This is a genomic window from Pseudonocardia sp. ICBG1293, from assembly GCF_020131355.1.
In the GTDB taxonomy this organism is placed as follows: Bacteria; Actinomycetota; Actinomycetes; order Mycobacteriales; family Pseudonocardiaceae; genus Pseudonocardia.
The window spans coordinates 32,140-51,740 of record NZ_JAHLEL010000064.1 but is presented as its reverse complement, the minus strand read 5'-3'; the positions used below and the strand labels follow the sequence as shown (position 1 = coordinate 51,740).

The window sequence follows — 19,601 nt, the reverse complement described above, 5'->3', positions numbered from 1 at the left end:
TCGCTGAGGCACTCGCCTACGAGGTCGGGGCCAGCGGCCGCCAGGCCAGCCACTCCAAGGCCCGGTCGGCCTCGTCAGGGTCGAAGCGGTGCGGGTCGAACGGCCCGCCCGCCCACTCCAGGCGCTCGGCGCGGTCGGGATGGTCAGGGTCGGCGAGCACGGCCTGGAAGTCCTCATACCCCCCGATCCCGCCGACGTCCTCGGGCGGGCACGCCCCCTGCCCGGCGACGCATCGCGGATAGCACACTCCCGGCTCGACGGCCGCGACCGCCTCGACGGTGATCTCGTGGGCCCAGTTGTCACCGAAGTCGTAGACGTAACCGAACCGGTCACCAGCCTTGACCAGCCGAAACAGCTTCTCTTTCGTCTCGTCGGCGACATCCTGTCCGGGCCAGTCCGGGTCTGGGATCCCGTAGCGGCGCCCGACGATCTCGAACTCGTGCAGATGAGAGTTCGTCCAGCCCATCACTGACTGCACCACCTCGTGTAACACCGCCAAGTCGACCTCGCCCGGCACCTGCACCCGACGCCGGACCGCCGGCACCACCTCGGTCAGGACGATCTCCAACTCGAAAATCTTCGTCTTCTCAGACACACGAGGCGCGACCATCAGCCGATGCTGCCAGCCCCGCCGTCACCGGCAGAACCGGGCCCACCACTTCTGAAACGACGTCTAAGAGGTCGTTTCAGAACGACTTGTCGAGTTTCCATTGACCCCTCGACGACAGATCAAACGGCAGGTCAGATAGCCGCTTGTCGTCTACAACAGACACGTCGACCTCGTTCTGAAATGACCTCTAAGGGGTCTGCCTCTGCCATTGGGCTACGGGGGCCACAGCTGTCAGCAGCGACAGCGCGGCCTGTCAAAGCCGATCGGCGGTCCCCGCGATTCTAGTCTGGATCTACTCCAGAAACAGGAGCCGCGCGGGCCGTAGGCCTGCCGATCACGGCGGGCAGCGATGTCGACACTGTCACCTCCGGGAACGTCCCGATCACCCCGATCGGACGCATCAACCCCGACCACCGCAACAGGGGTCGCCGTAGTATCCGGGAATAATCGGGCGGATATGGCTGGGTAGGCTCCTGACCAGGGGGTTTCTGGGGTTCTGGTCGGGAGGTTGTCGGGTGGTCGCTCCGGTGTTCACAGACGTCGAGCTGGAGAGGCTGCGGCGGTTCCCGGAGATCGGCCGGGAGGAGTTGTTCCGGTTCTTCACGCTGGCCCCGGCGGACGTTGCGTTTGTTGATCCCGGTCGGGGCCGGGGCGCGGCGGATCGGCTGGGTCTGGCGGTCGCGGTGTGCTCGTTGTCGTGGTTGGGGTTCGTGCCGGATGAGGTGGCGTCGGCGCCGCAGGCGGCGGTGGTGCGCCTGGCTGAGCAGTTGCGCGTGGATCCGGCCGTGATCGGTTCGTATGGGCGCCGGGCGAAGACCCGCACCGAGCATCTTCGGCTGGCGGCGCAGTATCTGGGGTGGCGGCCGCCGACGACGCTGGAGATCAAGGAGCTCGACGAGTTCCTGCTGGCGCGGGCGATGGAGCATGATTCGCCGACGCTGCTGTTCCGGCTGGCGTGCGAGTTCCTGATCTCGGCGCGGGTGATCCGGCCGGGACCGGTGACGGTGGTCAAGCGGGTCGCCCACGCCCGCGAGGTGGCCCGGCAGGAGACGTTCGACCGGTTGGCGCACGAGTTCACCGACGCCCGCCGCGTCGGGCTGGACGGGCTGCTGGTGGTGGATTCGGAGATCGGGATGACCCGGCTGCGGTGGCTGGGGAAGGGGCCGGTGGAGGCCTCGCCCGCGGCGGTGAAGGCCGAGATCGCGAAGCTGGAGTTCCTGCGCGGAATGGACGCCCACGCGTTGGACCTGTCGGTGCTGCCGGCCGAACGCCGCCGGTTCCTGGCCACGGTCGGTCGCCGCCTCACCGCCCAAGCGCTGGAACGGCGGGAGCCGGAACGCCGGTACCCGATCTTGCTGACGTTGCTGGCCCAGTCGGCGACCGAGGTGCTCGACGAGGTGGTGGCGCTGTTCGACCAGGCGCTCTCGGCGCGGGAGAGCAAGGCCGCGCACAGGATGCGGGACTATCTGGCCGAACGCGCCAAGTCCGGGGAGGACCGCCAGGAGCTTTTGGACGCGATCTTGGCCATCGTGGCCGACCCGGCGGTGCCGGACGGCGATGTCGGCGGTCTGATCCGGGGCGAGCGGGTCGGCTGGGACCGGCTGCGTTCGGCGCAGTCGAGCGCGTTGCCGCCGCTGCCGCGCGATCACGGGCACCTCGCCGCGCTGGACGGCTCGTACGGGTACCTGCGCCAGTTCACCCCGAACGTCCTCGACGCCGTGACCTTCGCCGGCGGCACCGCCGCGGCCGAGCTGCTGGAGGCGGTGGCGATCCTGCGGGAGCTCAACGCCACCGGCGCCCGCAAGGTCCCCGACGACGCGCCGAGCGGGTTCGTCCCGGCCCGCTTCCGCGGCTACCTGGACACCGCCGCGGCGAACCGCAGCGCGACGGCGTATCGGCATTACTGGGAGCTGTGCGTGCTGCTGGCCCTGCGGGACGGGCTGCGCACCGGGGACGTGTTCGTGCCGGGCAGCCGCCGTTACTCCGACCCGGCCGCCTACCTGCTCACCGAGGACAAGTGGGCGGATCAGCGGGCGGAGTTCTGCCGACTGGTCGGCAAACCCTCCGACGCCGCCACCGGCCTGGCCGAGGCCGAAGACGAGCTGCACACCGCGCTGGGCAAGCTGGAAACGACGCTCGCCCACGGCGACGGCCCGGTCCGCCTGGACGACGACGGCGATCTGGTGATCTCCCCGCTGACCGCGGAGGACATCCCGGCCGAGGCGAGAGCGTTGAAGGCGGAGCTGACCGAGATGCTGCCGTTCGCGCCGATCGTGTCGCTGCTGATCGAGATGGACAAGCGCACCGGGTTCCTGGACTGCTTCACCCACGCCGGCGGCAAGCAGGCCCGCACGCGCGAGCTGAAGCGGAACCTGATCGCGGTGTTGCTCGCCCAGTCCACCAACCTCGGGCTCACACGGATGGCGGACGCGTGCGGGATCTCCTACGACATCCTGGCCTGGACCGCCGAGTGGTACGTACGGGAGGAAACGCTGCGGGCGGCGAACCTGGCGCTGATCGGCTACCACCAGCGCCTGCCGCTGACCCCGGTGTTCGGCACCGGCACGCTGTCCTCTTCGGACGGTCAGCGGTTCCCGACGCGAGGTAAGTCGGTCACCGCCAGGGCTCTGAGCAGGTATTTTGCGCACGAGGGCCTGTCGACCTACACGCACGTGACCGATCAGCATACCACCTACGGCACGAAGATCATCGTCGCCACGAAACGCGAGGCGCACTACGTCCTGGACGAGATCCTCGGCAACGCGACCGACATCCCGATCACCGAGCACGCCACCGACACGCACGGCGTCACCCTGGTCAACTTCGGGCTGTTCGACCTGCTCGGGTTGCAGCTCTCACCGCGGATCCGGGACCTGGGCAAGATCACTCTCTACCGGACGGGTGCGAAGGCGGCGGCCGAGACGGCGTTCCCCCTGACGGGGCCGCTGTTGGCTCGCAAGCTCAACACCGACCTGATCGCCGAGCACTGGGACGACCTGCTGCGCCTGGCCGGGTCGCTGAAGTTCGGGCACGCCACCGCATCGCTACTGGTCGGGAAACTCTCGGCGTCCGGGCGGCAGAACGCGCTCGCCGCGGCGCTCAAGGAGTACGGCGCGCTGCGCAGAACCGTCTACACCGCCCGGTACCTGTCCGATCCGGCCTACCGGCGCAAGATCTCCCGGCAGCTGAACAAGGGCGAGTCGCTGCACGCGCTCAAGCGGGACCTGCTCTACGCCCACGAGGGCATGATCCGCGCCCGACACCTGGAGGGACAGACCGAGCAGGCGTGGTGCCTCACCCTCGTCACCAACGCCGTGGTCACCTGGACGACCGAGTACTACGGCCTGGCCGTCGAGCAGATGCGCGCCGCCGGTCGCCGCATCGACGACGAGGTCCTGGCCCACATCTCCCCGGCCCACTCGGAGAACATCAACTTCTTCGGCGCCATCGAGGTCGACATCGACGGCGAACTCGCCCAACTCAGCCCGACCGGCTACCGACCACTACGTGTCCGCGACACCCTGTTCTGATCAGGTTCGCCGTCCTCACGACGCGACGCCCCCGTCATCGGGCAAGTTTCACTCACTGGCCAGCCACCACAGCACCCATCGTCGCTGCTCAGACCCACTGTCGTCTCTGGCAGCGCACTCCGTGGCCACTGCTGTCGAGACGAGTCCATGGTCGCTTCCGCCTCGATAGATTGAGACACGCGATAATCGCGGCTTATCTGACCTATCCCCACGAACCACGAGGTCACAGCCCTGCATCCTCCATATCCGCCCGAAAAATTCCGGATACTACGGCGCCCCCAACAGCAGGGCACGCCCGCGGCCCGGGGAGTCCACGGCGTCGTGACTCTGCCGATCCATCGAGGTGACTTCACTCCGACAATCTGGTCAACAACGCACATATCGCGCACAGTGAGCCGGTGGACACCCGCCGCAACACGGCCCCGCACCATCGCAGCGACCCGCGCCCACCAGCACCACTGCCGCGACACGGCAATACCGGCAGCGACAGCGCAAGCAGCTACCGGCCCGCTCGCATGAGCAGCGGGAGCGATGATGAGGTCGCGACCATCGTGCTCAACCGGGCCGCGCTCGACGACGCCCTGGCCACCCCACCCCGACGCGTCGAACGCGGCACCGGTCGCAGCGCTGACCGGCGCCGCCGCAAGAACGGGACCCGCCGTGACCGCGGCCCCCACGACACCACCGCCGCCACCCACGCACCCACCGCGCCCGGAGCGACGCCCGTACCAGCCAACGCCGGGATCTGGCTCGCCGTCGTCGCCGTCGGGCTCGCTCTCGTGACCGCCATGCTGATCATCACCGTCACCTGGACCTGACCAACACCACCAGAGCCCAGGGCAGCGCTGACCTCCTGGAACTCGACGTCACCGGCCTTCGCCACCGCGGGCCGGGAACGGGAACGATTGCATGAAAATCGGGCACGCTCTGCGCGTCGTCGGAACGAGCGCTGCTGTCGTCGCGCTCATCCAGACCGGGATCGCCGCCGTCGACTCTCTCAGCATCGAGAAAATCGGGAACTACCCGACCATCCACGCCTGCGCCGAGGCCGAACGCACCACGCCCGACATCGGGATCTGCGACGAACAGCCCGACGGCACCTTCACCCTGCACATCGTGCCGAAGTAGAGGCCGCCAGCAGACAGCGTCCCCACTACGCCGCGACCAGTTCATGACCACCACAGAGTGAGGCCTGTGCAACGAACCCGTGCGGTTCAGCAGAGGGCCAGGGCACGCCGAGTCCTGGTCTGGATCTGGGTCGTGGGCACGTCGACCCGGACCGCAGCCCGCCCCCGGGCGGGCCAGGACCGGAAGCGACGCGGCAGCACCGCGGTGTCCACACCTCACCAGCCAGACGGTGCCGCTCCCACCCTGCCGCGGCCGTCCGTCAGGGCCGCCCTGTCGGGGCCTTGTACGGGTGGGTCGGGGCCTGTGTGATGGGTGCTCCGGACCATCGCCGCCGGGAACATCCCGATCACCGAAACCGGGCACCTCGATCACCCAGAGTGAGTGAACAACGGCCGGTGAATAGAATGATCGCCGTGCTCACTTCACCGCCACCCACCCGGCCGCCGGGCCGGGCTCGTGAGGCGCTGGTCATCGCCCGCCAAGATTTCGATCTGCCTGGTAAAGACCTCCACCAGGCTGCGGAGGTGCTCGCCGGGCACTTCACCGGGCTGCTGCGCCGCGGCGTTCTGTCCCGCGCGGTCGCCGAGGTGATCGGAAACCCGGCCCGCTGGGGCCACAAGCGTCTCCTCCTCACCGTGCAGATCGACGTCGTCGCCCGCGACACCGTCGCCGGGCTCGCGACCGCGCTCAACACCATCCGCGACGGTTTCCGCCTGCTCCCGGCCGCGCTGCCCGACCAGTTCACCACCACCGAGATCGAACACCTCGCCAGCAGGATCATCGGCGCCGACGACCTCCAGGTCACCACCCACCACGACAGCCGCGCCAGCGGCGATCGCCGAGCGCACCAGTCCCTCAGTACAGGGCGTCTCCCGGCGCGACCACCGCGGCCAAGGTGAACGGGAACGCCTTTACCGATGCCCCGGAGCCTGTGAGGTCGCAGTGCCGGGGACCATCGGGTTGCCGTTGGCGGTGTCGGCGGGGATGGCTTGGATGACGTCCCAGTGCTCGACGATCTTCCCGTTCTCCACGCGGAAGAAGTCCGCGACCGCGGACCGCTGCCCGTCCTTCTCGATGGACTCGGCATGCACCACCACGATGTCGCCTTCGGCGACCACGCGGCCGATTCTGAATGTCACCCCGTCTTTCACATACGGGCCCATCGTGTCCACGAACGCCGCCCGCCCGTTGGGGACCTGCGGATTGTGCTGGATGTAGCTCTCCGCGACATAGATCTGCGACGCCCCGGCAACGTCGCGGTGGACGAACGCTTGGGTGTAGAAATCGGTGACCAGCTTCGCGTTACTCCCGACCGGCACCGGAGCCGACGTCGAAACCGGTGACGCCGACTCCGCAGGATGGGCATGTCCAGCGTGCTCCTGCTCACCCGAGCTGCACCCCGCAGCAGCCAGCAGCACCGCTGCCCCTGCGACCATCCTCAGCACCGGTCGTGCCCCTGCCTGCCGTGTCATCGTTGTTGTACTCATCACCCGGTATCCGTATCTCATTCCGGACCGGGCTGCTGACCATCTTCACCCGTGCGAGGCACCGTGGCCTGCCTCCGGAACGGGCTCATCCGGTGCTTCTGGCTGCAGGGCCGCGCGCCAGGCCAGGTCTTCGGTGCGGGCGCGATCGAACCACGGCCGCCACTCGACAGTTTCCAGCCGCCGTCCGGGGTCCCGTCCGGGGGCTCGGTGCTCCGGGCGGTCGCAGACACCACCGCGCGCGGTGTCGGGGGCATCGAACGCAGCGTAGGCATGTGCCACCCAGCGGGTGTGCCACTCCGCGGCCTGGAAACCGGAGCCGAGCCGGCCGTAAGCCTGCCGGTAGGCGGTGTGTAGCCAGGACAGGGTTTCGCGGCCCCAGGTGTGAGCGGGCCAGCACGGCGGGATCTGCCGCACCGACGGCGCCACCGACGGGACCAGCACCGCCGCGACCCACGTCCCGAGCTCATCCCACGCTGCCGCCGCGGCGGCAGCGTCGAGCTCGGGCCAGGCCACCGGCTGTAGCCCCTCCGCAGTGCCCGACTCGGCCCCACCGTCACCGTCGCTGGTGAGGGTGGTTTCGAGATGGGTGATCCGGGCATCCAGCGCAGTGACCAGCGCGACGAGCTGTTCCGGCTCCGGGGGCCCGATGCGGGCGGGCATCAGCTGTACCCCACACCGTGACCACGCTCAGGCCCGAGCCGCTGCGCGACGTGCTCCCCGAGACGGTGCCCGAGACGCTGAGCGTCGTACTGGTCGAGGCCGTGCCGCCGAGACGCTTCCTCCGCCCGGACACGTTCCCGAGCCCCCACCCCATCCACCTCCTGCCCATCCACCTTCTGCCCGGCCGCCTGCCCAGCCGCGGCACTGCTGCCGGCACGGAGACGATCAGCGCCGGTCCGCATCGCATACTCACGCGTCGGGCGAGGCCGGTCCTCAGCCGCAACCACAGGCGTCGTGTCCTGAGAGCGGCCGCGGCGGTGCAGCTCATCCGCAGCCAGCCGGGCATCCTCGGCCAGGTCACGGACACCGTCATACCAGCCGGTGCGGCGCTCATGCGCGGCCGACCACGTGGCGACCTGCCCGGCAGCGATATCGACCAGGACGTGCGCAGTCCCCGCGCTGACCCCAGCCAGATCCCGGAGCACCGCATTCCCAGTCGGGTTGTCCCGCGACGCCTCAGCAAGATGCGCACTCACCCGCGCGGCATGCAACCGCTCATGCGCCTTCCACAACTCGTCGGCGGCGTAGACCGGCGCGCCCGCGTGGACCCGCTCCCACACCTGCACTTTTTCTACGAGCACCGCATCCGGCAACCGACGATGCTCGACCAGAGCGGCGTCGGCGCCCAGGGCCTCGACCGCCCGGGACCACCACGCCCGCGCATACACGTCATCCGCAGCCGGCGCCGGACCCAGACTGACCGCAGCCCCGTCGATCCCGGCGTACTCGCGGTACCCGGCCGCGACACCGGCCCGACGCACCCACTCCGCACGATCGTCGGCGCCAGGGGCGGGGACGTCTCCGAGGTGCTCCACCGCCCACCCGACCCGCTGGACCGCGGCCCGCTGCCCGAGCTGGCCGATCCGGTCGACGATCAACGGCGCCAACACATTCCGCTGCCGATCATGAACACCATCATCGAGGACGGTCCAGGTGTCGAACCGCCCCGCCGCACCGACCGGATCCTCCGGCACCCGCGTCCCGACTGCTCCGGCGATGCGCCAGCGCAGCACATCCGACACATTGTCGGCACTGTCGAGCTCCCGAACACCCGCGACCTGCCCCAGCAACCGGCCTGGGTCATGACCACCCAGCTCGGCCTCGGCGAGGACCGTGAGCAGTGACCCGCGACCCCCCTCCGCCTCGACCCGGGCCGCGTTCACCGCACCCAACGCACCGGTCAACAGCCGGTCGGCCCGCTCCCGCTGCCCGATGCGGGCCAGGTCGAACCAGTCCCCAGCCAACGTCACCAACGAGCCGGCCTGCGCGCGGCCCTCAGCGCGGGCGGCGACCGCGGACACCTGCGCCCCGGAATACTCGACCACCGCCGAGAACCGCGACCGCGCCGTCTCCCGCAGGGCTTCCGGCGTGTGCTCATCCGCGGGCCGGGCCGCGACCAGCCACACATGATTCTCGAGGCGCCCCCGGGTGATCGCCGGATACACCGACTCCCGCCCCACACCCTCACCGATCACCGCATGCCCGGTATCGACGGTCAGCGACTGCGCCGCATGCACCGTCCCCGCATAGGCCAACCGGAGATTGTGAGCAACGTAACTCGCAGGGAAGTGGGCGGTTGCTCCACTGCTGTCCTGTCCGAGAAGAAAGTGATCATTGTTTTCATCCCGGACCGCACCGACGATCGTGTAGATCTCCCGGTTGGTGACCGCACCACCCTCCTTCCCGTGGAAACCGGCCGGGAGGTCGACCCTCAGCGATCGGTCGTTGAGCCGGGCCTGCACCCGATCCCCCACCGACACCGGCTGCCCACCCGGCTCGCGGCCATGCACCCACCCGACCGACACGCCATCGACGCGGCCGAGTCCGATCAGCTCCTCCCGCAACCGCTCCGACAGCACCGCGGCCTGCTCATTGCCCGCCACGATCAACAACGACCGCCGGCCGGCGACGGTGTCGGCCAGCCACGCCCGCGACGCCCCCGCCTCCATCTCCTCCACAGTCCCGGCGTGCAACCGACCACGGGACAGATACTCCGCCACCGCAGCCGTGTCACCCGCCCGGACCTGCAACGACGCCGCCGTCTCCCAGTCTTCGACGAACCGGTGCACCGTCTGCAACTCGGTCACCGACGACGCCATACCGACGAGATGGGAGAACAGCCCACCCGCACCGATCGCACCTAACTGCTCCGGGTCCCCGGTGAGCACGACCTTCGCCCCCGCCCCAGCGGCAAGCTCGGTGATCAGGTGCAGATCTGCGGTGGAGGTCATCCCCGCCTCATCCACGATCACCAGATCGCCCCGCTGGAGCCGGTCCCGAACCTGCCCGCCTTCACCCGGGATGAACCGGCCCGCGAACACGGCGGTGTTGACCGCGTCGATGTGGTCATCGGCGAGGTTGTTCGCCGCGATCTGCGACGTCGTCAACCCCAGCACCCGGCCACCGACCTCACGGGTCCACACCTGCGCCAGCGACGACATCGTCCGGGACTTCCCCGCCCCCGCCGGACCCACGATCACATCGCCAGCGACCCGGGAGGTCAGCACCCTCAGGGCGGCCTGGACCTGGTCGTCACTCAGGCCGTGCCCGGACAGCTCCGCCCGCACCCCCGCAGTCTTCTCCGCAGCCAGACCGACATCCAGCGCCGAGGACACCCGCGCGACCACGGCCTCCTCCCGCCCCAGATGCGCCGCGGAGGTGTAACGCTCCCGATACGCACCACGCAGCACATACCCACCGTCCCCGACCACCGCCACCCCATCGGCGCCCACCCGCGCACCCCGGTCACGGCGCAACTCATCCGGGACCGGAGCAGGCTCGGTCATCGACACCTGCACCACATCCGACCGCCCCACCGCCTCCCAAGCCAGCGCTTCCAGCGCCGCCCCACGCTCAGCCGCAGACGCATCCTCTAGCCCAAGATCAGCCCACCGGTCCCCGACACCGGCCTTGACCGCCCACACCAACGTCCCGAACGTCCACACCGCATACCGTGCCGACACCCGCTCCACCGCACCGGCCAGCAACGCATCCCGGGTCAACCGCCCACCCGACCCGGTGTCAACGACGGCGGCCTCAGCGACATCCGACAACGCCCCGGTCAGCTCCCCGACATGCCCCTGAACCCACCGGTTCAACGCGGCCGGACCAGCATCCGACGACTTCGGCGCACGCGTATCCAACACCGCCATCCGAGCGATCCGGTGCAGCGCCGACTGCGACAGCACCTCCCCACCGGCACGCGCCACCAGCGCCGTCTTCAACGCTTCGATCCGCTCATTGACCTGCGCAGTGCGCGTCGACGCCGCGTCCAGCAAGCCCTGATCGATCCCCGCGATCTCCCGCACCAGACCATCCGGACGGTCCCGCCACCCGACCCCGGTCGCTTCAGTGACCAGCTGTTCCAGGGTCTGCTGATACACCGCATCCACAGCCTGCTTGATCCCGGAAAACGACGCCCCATCCAGAGCGCCGACCTTCCCCCCGGAAGTCACAGTCCGATTCAGCAACGCCGCATGTGTGTGCAACTGCGGCTCATCGGCACGACTCGTCGAGTGCCCCCACACCGACCACACCGTCCCCACACCCTGCTCAAAAGTCCCCATCCCCGCCGCCGACCGCGGACCCGAATGACGCCCCGTTCGCGTCACCGCCACCCGTGAATCAGCGAACGCCACCGCGGTCTCGACAGCCCTCGCATGCGCAGCCCGGACCTTCTCCGCGTCCTCCACCGCACCCGCCGCCAACAGCGCCGCGTAATACACACTCACCGACTTCGGCGCCGAGAACGTCCAGTCGTAATAGGCCACCGACCGGCGACCATCCGACTCCGCGCTACGCCGGATCTCCTCCACCCGCTCCGCGCTCGGCGAACCCTTCTCCCGAGCAAGAGCACGCTCAACACGCTCCGCCGCCGACAAATACCGTCGCGGACGCGACCCAATGAACTCCGGGTCCTTCTCTGACGAATCCGGATGACGGAGCTGCCCGAACACCGCCCGAACATCATCAGCATCGACGGTCTCGCCGGAAACGAACGACAACCCCAGCCCCGCCATACCAGTACCAAACCAGTAACCGGCCGGCTCACCCGCAGCCACCGCCTTCGCGTAGTAACCGGGAGCCTCCCCACCCGCCCGAACGGACCGATGCACGGCGCAACCCGACCCGCGGACGAGATACTCCACCGCACCCGCGCCAATCGCCGTCACCCGCAACACCCGCAACACCCTACCCCGCCGGGCCAAAGATCATCAGATGATGCATGGGTCTGGGCGGCTCTTGATCTGGCGGTGGTCGGGGAGAGGCGAGTAGCGGTCGGAGACCGACCAGGCCTGAACGTGCAGGAGCGGCGAGGCCGCGTCGAGTCGAACAGCCACACCGACCGGCGCCGCACAGGAGGCGCACCGAACGAGTCGTCGGCAAGCCGACCCGGACCGCAGCCGCCCCCAGAGGCGGCGAGGACCGGAAGCGGTGCGGCAGCGGCTCTATTCCGCGGGGCGCTCGGAAGGTCCTTCGAATTCCTCGTCGGTGGACCGCTATACCACCCAGCCGGTGGCCACGTGCACGATCCGCACCTCATCGATCTCCGGGTCCTCGACACCCTCGATCGCGGTCGCGATCGAGGCGTCCATCGTCGGGTAGATCATCGTGAACGCCGACGCAGGTAGCCAGTCGCTGGACAACTCCACATCGGCCTCGATCCGATACCCGCAGGCCCGACCCACCTTCTCGAACTCGGACCCCGAACCAGTCATGACGCCAAGCTCGCAAATCGGCAGTAATGCAGCTGGCTGCACACCGTCACCGTCGACGTCGGGCCGCCCCGGTTCTTCGCCAGAATCAAATCGGCCTCGCCCGCACGAGCATCCTCCGGATCATAAGCGTCCGGACGGTGCAACAAGATCACCATATCGGCGTCCTGCTCGATCGCGCCGGACTCCCGCAAATCCGACAACAACGGCCGCTTATCCAGGCGCTGCTCCGGGCCCCGGTTCAGCTGCGACAACGCGATCACCGGCACCTCCAGCTCTTTCGCCAGGACCTTCAACTGCCGGGAGAACTCGCTGATCTCCAGCTGCCGCGACTCCGACCGTCGCCCGGAGCTCATCAACTGCAGATAGTCCACCACGACCAGGCCCAGGCCGTGTTTCTGCTTCAAACGGCGCGACCGGGCCCGGATCTGCGTCATCGTGATCGACGCGCTGTCATCGATCACCAGCGGCCCCGCGCAGGTCGCGGCGATCCGCTCCCAGCGCGCCGTGTCCAGACGCTGCCAGTCGGCCGAGGTCAACCCGTGCGGCGTGGACAGCGTCCGGTAGTTCACCCGAGCTTCGGCGCACACGATCCGCGACCACAACTCGGTACGGCTCATCTCCAACGAGAAGAGCACCACCGGCTGACCTTCCCCGAACGCCGCATGGCGGGCCGCGTCCACCGCGACCGTCGACTTCCCCAGCCCGGGCCGACCCGCCACCACGATCAACTGACCCGGGCGCCAGCCGCCGGTCACCCGCGTCAAATCCGCATACGGTGTCGCCAACCCCGGAGCGACCCGGCCCGCCTGCACCTCAGCCAACACAGCGAGCTGATCATCGAACAGCTCATCCACCCGGGCCTGCCCGGCATCGGTCCCCGACCCGCCGGTCACCGCATCCAACGCGTTCTGCGCCCGATCGACGACGTCATCGATCCCCGCACCGTCACCGCCCCCGTGATAACCGAGCTGGCTGATCCGCGTCCCGGTCTCCACCAGACGACGCGCTACCGCTTTCTCCCGCACCCGCTCAGCGTAGAAACCAGCATTCGACGCCGTCGGGACCGCCGCGATCACCGTGTGCAGATATCCCGCACCACCCACCCGGACAAGATCACCCGACCGCTCCAACGCAGCGGCGATCGTCACCGGATCCACCGGCCTCGACTCCCCAAACTGCTCCACGACCGCACGGAAGATCACCTCATGCGCCGGCCGATAAAAATCCGCCGCGACCAGCACCTCGCAGACCTCTCCGATCGCGGTCTCCGACAGCAGCATCGCCCCGAGCACCGCCTGCTCCGCCGCGAGATCCTCCGGCGGCAACAACTCCGCACCAGCCGCTGCGTCCTCACCCGCTCGCGGTGATCGATGCTCGACCGCCGCCCGGACAGCCCGCGACGACACCGACAGCTCCGGCACCGCCCAGCCGGTCAGCACGACACCGCTCCGGGACGGCACTCACACGCCCGCATCTGACCATCGACATCACACCAGAACCGCAGGCCAGGACCATCACCCTCAGCCGCACCGCACCGCGCACACGACGGCCGCACCACCATCGACGGCACCGCCGGCACGGACGCCTCCTTCGCCGACGACCCGGACCCCGGCACAGAGCCGGCTGAGGACGACACCTGCGCGAGCGGTAGCGGGTCATCGGCGAGAGGCGCGACCTGAATGACCCGCAACCACCGGCTCAGATGCCGCGTGAACGCCTGAGACACATAGGTGACCGGCTGAGTACCCGTGGCCTCGCTCATCGCCGCACACGCGATCTCAGCCGCCTCTACGAGGGTGATTCCGGCGTCTAGACCAGACCGGATCGCCGACTGGACCTGCTCCACGTCGTTCACAGACGGCCGCCACGACGACGAAGCCCGCTTCGAGGTCTGCGCCCACTCCACCCACGGCAACCGCGCGACCAGAGCCGCGACCTCCGCGGCCTGCGCGTCGCCCTGGCCCGGGGCGGGCGGCGCAGCCGACCCGCCCGGCACGGGCTCGATCGACTCCTCTCCTCTCCGACTCCTCGGAGAGGAGTCGATCGATCTAGAGAAGGTGCCCATTTGGGCATCAAGACCCTGACCTGCGGAAACACCGGTCTTCATGCCCATCTGGGCACCTAGACCGGGAGTCTTCATGCCCATTTGGGCATCAAGACCCTGACCTGCGGAAACACCGGTCTTCATGCCCATCTGGGCACCTAGACCGGGAGTCTTCATGCCCATTTGGGCATCAAGACCCTGACCTGCGGAAACACCGGTCTTCATGCCCATCTGGGCACCCGGGGCGGCCGGTCGCGGACGGGGCGACGCGACGAATAAGCGACCCGGTGTCGTCGGGTCGGACAGGGCCAGGTCGAGCTCGGCGTAGGTCCGCGGCCCGACATACCCGACCGGCGGGCGGGTGAAGATCGTGAACGTGTCCACCGAACGGCCGCGCTGCCCGGACACGTAGTGCCGATCGATCCGCAGGAACCCGATCTCCGAGAGATAGTCGAGCAGCCATCCGGCCTTGTTCGCCGACTCATAACCGCACCAACGAGCCAGCTTCGTGCGGTCCAGCACGACCCGCTCCGGATCCGCCGACCGGACCCGGTCGGCCACCAGGACCTGCGCAGCGGTCACGACCTTGTCCGCCGCAGTACCCATGATGCTGCCGTCCCGCCGCCGCGGCGGCGACAAGCGGACGCACGCGGTGACCCAGAACGGCACCGCCGCATCCACCGGCGAGTCACCGGCAAGCGAGACGAACCGATCGCCCGGGTCAATACCCAGGTCAGCGGGCGTAGACGCCTTGTGGCCGGGGTAGCCGGGGTAGCCGGTCATAGGTACAGTTCTCCTATCTCAGCCTTCACGGCTGGTGGTTGTTGACGACATCCGGCGCCATTTCCTTGCGAAGGGGGCGTCGTTTGTCGTATTCAGGGACAGACCGTAGTCGAGTCGTTCACCTTCGCCGATGCTGGAGGCCCCCGGCGGCCGGTCATGCGCAGGCCTGCTGTAGCGCCGCCACCCGTTGCGCGGTGACGGTGAGCTGGTAGCGGGCCGCGACCCGGACGAAGTCATGGGCGTAGGCGCACCCGTCGACGTCAGGCATCCAGCGCTCGGGGCCGTGGTCGGACTTCGACCTGTTCACCTGGGCGGTGGTCGCGCGGAGGTTGTCTGGGTCGTTCGCGAACTCCTCCCGACGAGCATCGGTCCAGGCGTGCGCGCCAGGGCGGTGGGCCAGGGCGAGGGGATGACGTGGTCGATGTCGATCTGTCTCGTCGGGCCGGTCACGGTCTGCCCGCTGTAAGGATCCCGCAGTGTGCCTGAGGTCACATCGCAGCTGTTCTTCACGGTGGTGTCGGTCAGGTCGCGGGCCAGGACGGCGTCGCGGATATCGCAGCCCGGCCCGAGCGCCGGGGCCCAGCCGGGCCCGAACGCCTCCCGGCGGTAGTCGCGCCCGTGCCGGTCCGGGGCGACCCGCAGCGCGGACACATCCACCGGGCCGGCCGCAGTCACCGTCGCCGACCCCGCCGCCGACCCCGCCGGGCCTGAACCGGTGCCGGTGTCGGTCTCGTCGCGGAGGGTCCAGAGCTCGACCAGCACGAACACGGTCAGAGCGAGGACTGCCATCAGCAGCGTCGCGGCCCGCCGTTCCCCGACCGGGCTACACCTGCGCACCTGATTCATCCGGTTCATGATGTCGAGTCCTCACCATCCCGATCATCCCGATCATCCGGGGTGGCCTGGTAGCGGCCCCGGGCGACACGGCTGATGCGGCCGTGCCCGATCAACACCTCCAGCGCCTCGTGCACGGCGGCCTTCGACACCGACGCCGCGTCCACCAAGCTCCCGGTCGTCGCGGTCCCGCCCTGGATGAGGGCGAGGACCTCGACCTGCACCGGCGACAACACGACCTCCGCCGACTCCACCGCGGTGCCGGACTCGCTGGCGCGTGCTCCCCAGGGGACCCGCCGGGCCGCCGGGCCGGCCGGGACGACGACGGTGCGGGCGCCGCCGGCGCTGCTGTCGCCGTCGAGGTGGTGGGTGCCACCGAGCCCGCCGACCTGCCAGCGCCCGTGAACGGGTGGCCCGAGTACCGAGGTGATCGCCTGCTCGTCGAGCGGGTGCAGCTCGGGTTGGTGGAAGTAGCGGTCGAACGAGGTCGACGCTGTCAACGCCGGCGCCGGGAGGCCCTTGCTGAGCATTCGGTCGGCGTCGGCGTCGCTGGGCAGCCAGTCCCAGCGGACCGGCGCGTCGAGGTGCGCGTGGACGGCCATCCCGGGCACCGGCCGCCGCGGGCGCCCGTCGTCGAGGGGGAGCTCGGCCGGGTCGAACAACAACCCGGGCACCAGATCCGAGCTGGATTTGGAGTTGGTGCGGAACGCGATCACCTGCGAGGCGAACGCCGACCGGGCGTGATCGCCGCCCCACGCTGCCTGGCCCTGGGACTGGTTGCACCCGACCAGCCAGATCCCGAGCGCGCGGACGGTGTTGACCGTCTCGGTCCAGAGCTGGGCGACCTTCGGGTCGTGGGCGACGAAGGAGTACTCGTCATGCAGGAACATCCACCCAGGGATGTCCGAGCTGGGGAAGATCAGGTCCGAGCCGGCCTCCGCGGCGATCCGGGCACGCGCGGCCAGGATCGCGGTCACCAGCCGCGGGAGGGCGAGGACGTTCTGTTTGCCGATGACCGCGATCCGCGCCCGTGCAGCGAGGGCGGTCGAGGAGTTCCCTTTCGGGTCGGCGTAGAGCAGGTTGAGCACGCCGGTGGACAGGGCGGCGGTCGTCAGGATGTTCGTCGCTCCGGACTTCCCGCCGCCGGTGGAGCCGACGATCCCGGTCGGGACGGTCCCGCCGTCATCCCACATGAGCACATCCACCTCACCCGAACCGTCGATCGACCGACCCACCCCGCGGATGCCGCCGTCGACGACACGGGGGGCGGTGAACAACCGGGTCTGCGCGACCGGGTCGGTGTGGATGATCGTCAACCGGGCCCGGGCTGCGCCCTGCCCGCGGCGGCCGGGCGCGAACAGCACCCGCTCGGCGTCGACACCGAGCCCACCTGCGAGGCGCACCCGATGGGCGACCAGGTCATCGACGGTGTGCGCGCCCGGACGCAGAACCACATCGAAAGTCGTGGTGTACGCGTCATCAGCCCGGCCGGTCAACCGCGACCCGGGCGCCTTCCCCTCCTTGGACCCGTTGTGCTCCGCCCACGCCCGGCAATACGCATCCAGGTCGGGGTCCCGCGGCGCCGGCGGCGGCACCACCGGCGCGGTCAGCGGCGCGACGCGCGGGCCGATCGGGTGTGCTCGCCACCAGCGGGACCCGACCGCCGTCGTCCCGATCACCGCGGCCAGCCCGAGCAGCGGCGACGGGCCGGCCACGGCAAGCTGATAGGCCAGAACTGATGCACTCGCACCACTACCGAGCAGCTCCGGCCACCACCGGCCGACCTGGCCCCGGTAACGGGCCGCGACCAGCGCCGCACCACCCAGCGGCACCGCCGCGGCCGGCACGGCCAGCACCGTCGGGTCGACATCGGCCACCACCGACCCGGCCACGCCGAGCCAGTACCCGGCCATGCCCGACGCGCCACCGACCGCAGCCGGGATCCACGGCCACCGACGCCGCCGGTTCCGGTCCGCGACCAGGACCCGCCGGGCGTTCTCCACCCGATCATCACCACCGGCACCACCAGCGTCGGCGCCGGCGGGCACGACCGTGCCCTTCACCCGTTCCCAGAACGACACCGTCTCGGCACCTGACGCCGCCGACTCACCGGCACCGCCACCATGGGCCTTCTCCCGGGCAGCCGCCCGCTCAGCGGCGAGCCGGGTGGCGTGCTCGAACCGCGTCTTCCGCGTGACCGTCGACGAGGTCGACCTCGACGTCGCCATGACTTCGTGTCCCTCCTACCTTTTCCCGCTGGTCAGAACACAGGTGATGGACCCGGAGCGCCCGCCCAGACACCACCGGGAACCCGGGGATACCTGGGCAGGACTCGACACCCACCAACCGCTCTCAGCCGTGGCCCAGAGACGCCTTCGACGCCCGCGTGATCATGTGATTGCTCGTCAGGGCGTCGTGGACGACCTGCCCGCCCACCCCGATCCGCTCCGCCACCACGGTCAGGTTGTCGATCACCGCGCCGACATGGGTGCCCGCGCTGTCGAGGCCGTCCAGGCCGGTCCAGCCATGACCTTCGAACTCATCGACCAGTCCTCGGTGGATGCCGATCAGCTGCTCCAGATCCGACGCTGCGTCCCGCAACGCCGCCGCCGCGAACTCGAAGTTGCCGTCCCCGTCCAATGCCGCCATCTCTCTTCCTCTCTTCGTGCTGGTCAGGTAGTGATCTGTGCCGGTTTCAGAGGACGACGTGCGGGCCCGGCACGAACGGCGCCGCCTCGTAGGCGGCGCGGCCGCGGTCGCCCTGAGCGCGCATCTGCTCGGCCAGGGCGCGATACGACGCTTCGGCCTCGGCCAGCCCGGACAGTGAGTCCGACAGCGGGCCGGTGACCTCGACGCCCCAGCCGTCCCCGGACAGCCGATCAGTGAACCCGGACAGCTGCGACTGGTAGGCGCCACACGCGTCCGCCGCGGCGATCAACCGGGCAACAGCAGTCTCATACATTCCGCAACCTCCAGAAGAAGAAGTAGTCGTACTGGGAGCCGACGCCGCAGGTGATGACGTCGGGGGAGTGCCCGCCGCGGGCACGTCCGGATCAGCGGTGTCACCGGGTACGTCGTCGACCTCGGCGGCTCCGGCCGGGGCTTGCCGCGCCGGAACCTGCTCCGCCGCCGGCGGGGCGGGCAGGCCGGGATCATCGGTCGACACCACCGCACCACCCGACGCCCCGGCAGCAGGGCCGACGGCGTGACGGGTGGCGGGGCGCCGACAGCCCCACAGCTCCGGATTCTTCGTCCCCGCAGGCCCGGCCGAACCGGTACCGATCGCCGAGCTGGCGCCGCTCGCGCTGCCGGAGCCCGCGACGGGGAGCAGGCCGCGGGCCTGGGCCCACCGCGCCCGCGCCCGATCCACCCTGTCCAGGCGCCGCTGCTGGGTAGTACGCCACCGCTCGTCCCTGCCCGGGGCGGTGGCGTCGAACCACGCACGGCGCCGCGCCGCACGGTGCTCGCCCCGGTGCTGGGCGGCCTGGCAGGCGTTCGCCCAGCGGGAGGCGAGGAGCAGTCCGAACGCCCCGCGGCCGGTCGGCCGTCCGGACGCTGAGCGTGCTCCGCCTGCGTTTTCGTGTCGCATGCGGGCTCGGGTGAGGCCGGGTGGTTCTTTGCCGTTGCTGTAGGCGGCGGTGTCGGTACGGCCCTTGGTCACGAAGAACGCCACCACCACACAGGTCAGGAAGAACGCCTCCACCAGCCACTCCCTTCTTCTCTAGCGTCGTATCGGCCTGCATCGAC

At 69.6% G+C, this 19,601-nt stretch carries 16 protein-coding genes; 4 read left to right on the top strand and 12 right to left on the bottom strand.

Going from position 1 to position 19,601, the window contains the following annotated elements; genetic code table 11:
• Positions 1–16: 16 nt before the first annotated feature.
• Complete coding sequence (locus KPF47_RS35255) at positions 17–610, bottom strand: plasmid pRiA4b ORF-3 family protein (protein ID WP_224386178.1); 594 nt, start codon at positions 608–610, stop codon at positions 17–19.
• A gap of 527 nt (positions 611–1,137) precedes the next feature.
• On the opposite strand from KPF47_RS35255, the gene KPF47_RS35250 reads away from it, so the two are divergent.
• The 4 genes from KPF47_RS35250 (at position 1,138) to KPF47_RS35235 (ending at position 6,167) form a co-directional block, all read left to right on the top strand.
• The gene (locus KPF47_RS35250; RefSeq protein ID WP_224386186.1) at positions 1,138–4,140 is read left to right on the top strand and encodes a Tn3 family transposase; all 3,003 of its coding nucleotides are present in this window, start codon (positions 1,138–1,140) and stop codon (positions 4,138–4,140) included.
• A 515-nt stretch (positions 4,141–4,655) separates the two neighbouring features.
• Positions 4,656–4,958: a hypothetical protein gene (locus tag KPF47_RS35245; RefSeq protein ID WP_224389115.1), complete on the top strand. Its 303-nt coding sequence runs from the start codon at positions 4,656–4,658 to the stop codon at positions 4,956–4,958.
• Between the two features lie 91 nt (positions 4,959–5,049).
• Entirely contained in the window at positions 5,050–5,268 is a 219-nt protein-coding gene (locus KPF47_RS35240; RefSeq protein WP_224389114.1) for a hypothetical protein, read from the top strand.
• 524 nt (positions 5,269–5,792) lie between these two features.
• Positions 5,793–6,167 (top strand): hypothetical protein, encoded by a 375-nt coding sequence (locus KPF47_RS35235; RefSeq protein ID WP_224392811.1) that lies wholly within the window; start codon positions 5,793–5,795, stop codon positions 6,165–6,167.
• A 12-nt stretch (positions 6,168–6,179) separates the two neighbouring features.
• On the opposite strand, the gene KPF47_RS35230 is transcribed toward KPF47_RS35235, so the two are convergent.
• From KPF47_RS35230 to KPF47_RS35185, 11 genes are all read right to left on the bottom strand, one after another.
• Positions 6,180–6,704, bottom strand: coding sequence for a nuclear transport factor 2 family protein (locus KPF47_RS35230; protein ID WP_224392812.1), 525 nt, complete (start codon positions 6,702–6,704; stop codon positions 6,180–6,182).
• A gap of 96 nt (positions 6,705–6,800) precedes the next feature.
• The gene (locus KPF47_RS35225; protein ID WP_224392884.1) at positions 6,801–7,415 is read right to left on the bottom strand and encodes a hypothetical protein; all 615 of its coding nucleotides are present in this window, start codon (positions 7,413–7,415) and stop codon (positions 6,801–6,803) included.
• The gene (mobF, locus tag KPF47_RS35220) at positions 7,415–11,656 is read right to left on the bottom strand and encodes a MobF family relaxase (protein ID WP_224392883.1); all 4,242 of its coding nucleotides are present in this window, start codon (positions 11,654–11,656) and stop codon (positions 7,415–7,417) included. Before mobF ends, KPF47_RS35225 begins: the two co-directional genes overlap by 1 nt.
• 318 nt (positions 11,657–11,974) lie before the next feature.
• Positions 11,975–12,193, bottom strand: coding sequence for a hypothetical protein (locus tag KPF47_RS35215; RefSeq protein WP_224392882.1), 219 nt, complete (start codon positions 12,191–12,193; stop codon positions 11,975–11,977).
• A complete protein-coding gene (gene dnaB, locus KPF47_RS35210; RefSeq protein WP_224392881.1) occupies positions 12,190–13,632 on the bottom strand; it encodes a replicative DNA helicase in 1,443 nt (480 codons plus the stop codon). Before dnaB ends, KPF47_RS35215 begins: the two co-directional genes overlap by 4 nt.
• Positions 13,626–15,020, bottom strand: a complete 1,395-nt coding sequence (locus KPF47_RS35205) for a hypothetical protein (protein ID WP_224392880.1) — start codon at positions 15,018–15,020, stop codon at positions 13,626–13,628. The genes dnaB and KPF47_RS35205 overlap by 7 nt, the downstream gene beginning before the upstream one ends.
• Positions 15,021–15,174: 154 nt before the next feature.
• Positions 15,175–15,420, bottom strand: a complete 246-nt coding sequence (locus KPF47_RS41245; protein ID WP_374108942.1) for a DUF1524 domain-containing protein — start codon at positions 15,418–15,420, stop codon at positions 15,175–15,177.
• Complete coding sequence (locus KPF47_RS35200; RefSeq protein ID WP_224392879.1) at positions 15,324–15,809, bottom strand: hypothetical protein; 486 nt, start codon at positions 15,807–15,809, stop codon at positions 15,324–15,326. The genes KPF47_RS41245 and KPF47_RS35200 overlap by 97 nt, the downstream gene beginning before the upstream one ends.
• 62 nt (positions 15,810–15,871) lie before the next feature.
• Positions 15,872–18,082 carry a hypothetical protein gene (locus KPF47_RS35195; protein ID WP_224392878.1) on the bottom strand — a complete coding sequence of 737 codons (2,211 nt, stop codon included), beginning with the start codon at positions 18,080–18,082 and terminating at the stop codon, positions 15,872–15,874.
• A 124-nt stretch (positions 18,083–18,206) separates the two neighbouring features.
• Positions 18,207–18,503, bottom strand: coding sequence for a hypothetical protein (locus KPF47_RS35190; protein ID WP_224392877.1), 297 nt, complete (start codon positions 18,501–18,503; stop codon positions 18,207–18,209).
• 46 nt (positions 18,504–18,549) lie between these two features.
• Positions 18,550–19,557 (bottom strand): hypothetical protein, encoded by a 1,008-nt coding sequence (locus KPF47_RS35185; protein ID WP_224392876.1) that lies wholly within the window; start codon positions 19,555–19,557, stop codon positions 18,550–18,552.
• Positions 19,558–19,601 lie beyond the last annotated feature (44 nt).

Bases quoted from the DNA above. Each gene is read 5' to 3' on its own strand.
- KPF47_RS35255 (WP_224386178.1), bottom strand. From the start codon at position 610: ATGGTCGCGCCTCGTGTGTCTGAGAAGACGAAGATTTTCGAGTTGGAG.
- KPF47_RS35245 (WP_224389115.1), top strand. From the start codon at position 4,656: ATGAGCAGCGGGAGCGATGATGAGGTCGCGACCATCGTGCTCAACCGG.
- KPF47_RS35240 (WP_224389114.1), top strand. From the start codon at position 5,050: ATGAAAATCGGGCACGCTCTGCGCGTCGTCGGAACGAGCGCTGCTGTC.
- KPF47_RS35230 (WP_224392812.1), bottom strand. From the start codon at position 6,704: ATGGTCGCAGGGGCAGCGGTGCTGCTGGCTGCTGCGGGGTGCAGCTCG.
- KPF47_RS35225 (WP_224392884.1), bottom strand. From the start codon at position 7,415: ATGCCCGCCCGCATCGGGCCCCCGGAGCCGGAACAGCTCGTCGCGCTG.
- KPF47_RS35215 (WP_224392882.1), bottom strand. From the start codon at position 12,193: ATGACTGGTTCGGGGTCCGAGTTCGAGAAGGTGGGTCGGGCCTGCGGG.
- KPF47_RS35205 (WP_224392880.1), bottom strand. From the start codon at position 15,020: ATGACCGGCTACCCCGGCTACCCCGGCCACAAGGCGTCTACGCCCGCT.
- KPF47_RS35200 (WP_224392879.1), bottom strand. From the start codon at position 15,809: ATGGCAGTCCTCGCTCTGACCGTGTTCGTGCTGGTCGAGCTCTGGACC.
- KPF47_RS35195 (WP_224392878.1), bottom strand. From the start codon at position 18,082: ATGGCGACGTCGAGGTCGACCTCGTCGACGGTCACGCGGAAGACGCGG.
- KPF47_RS35190 (WP_224392877.1), bottom strand. From the start codon at position 18,503: ATGGCGGCATTGGACGGGGACGGCAACTTCGAGTTCGCGGCGGCGGCG.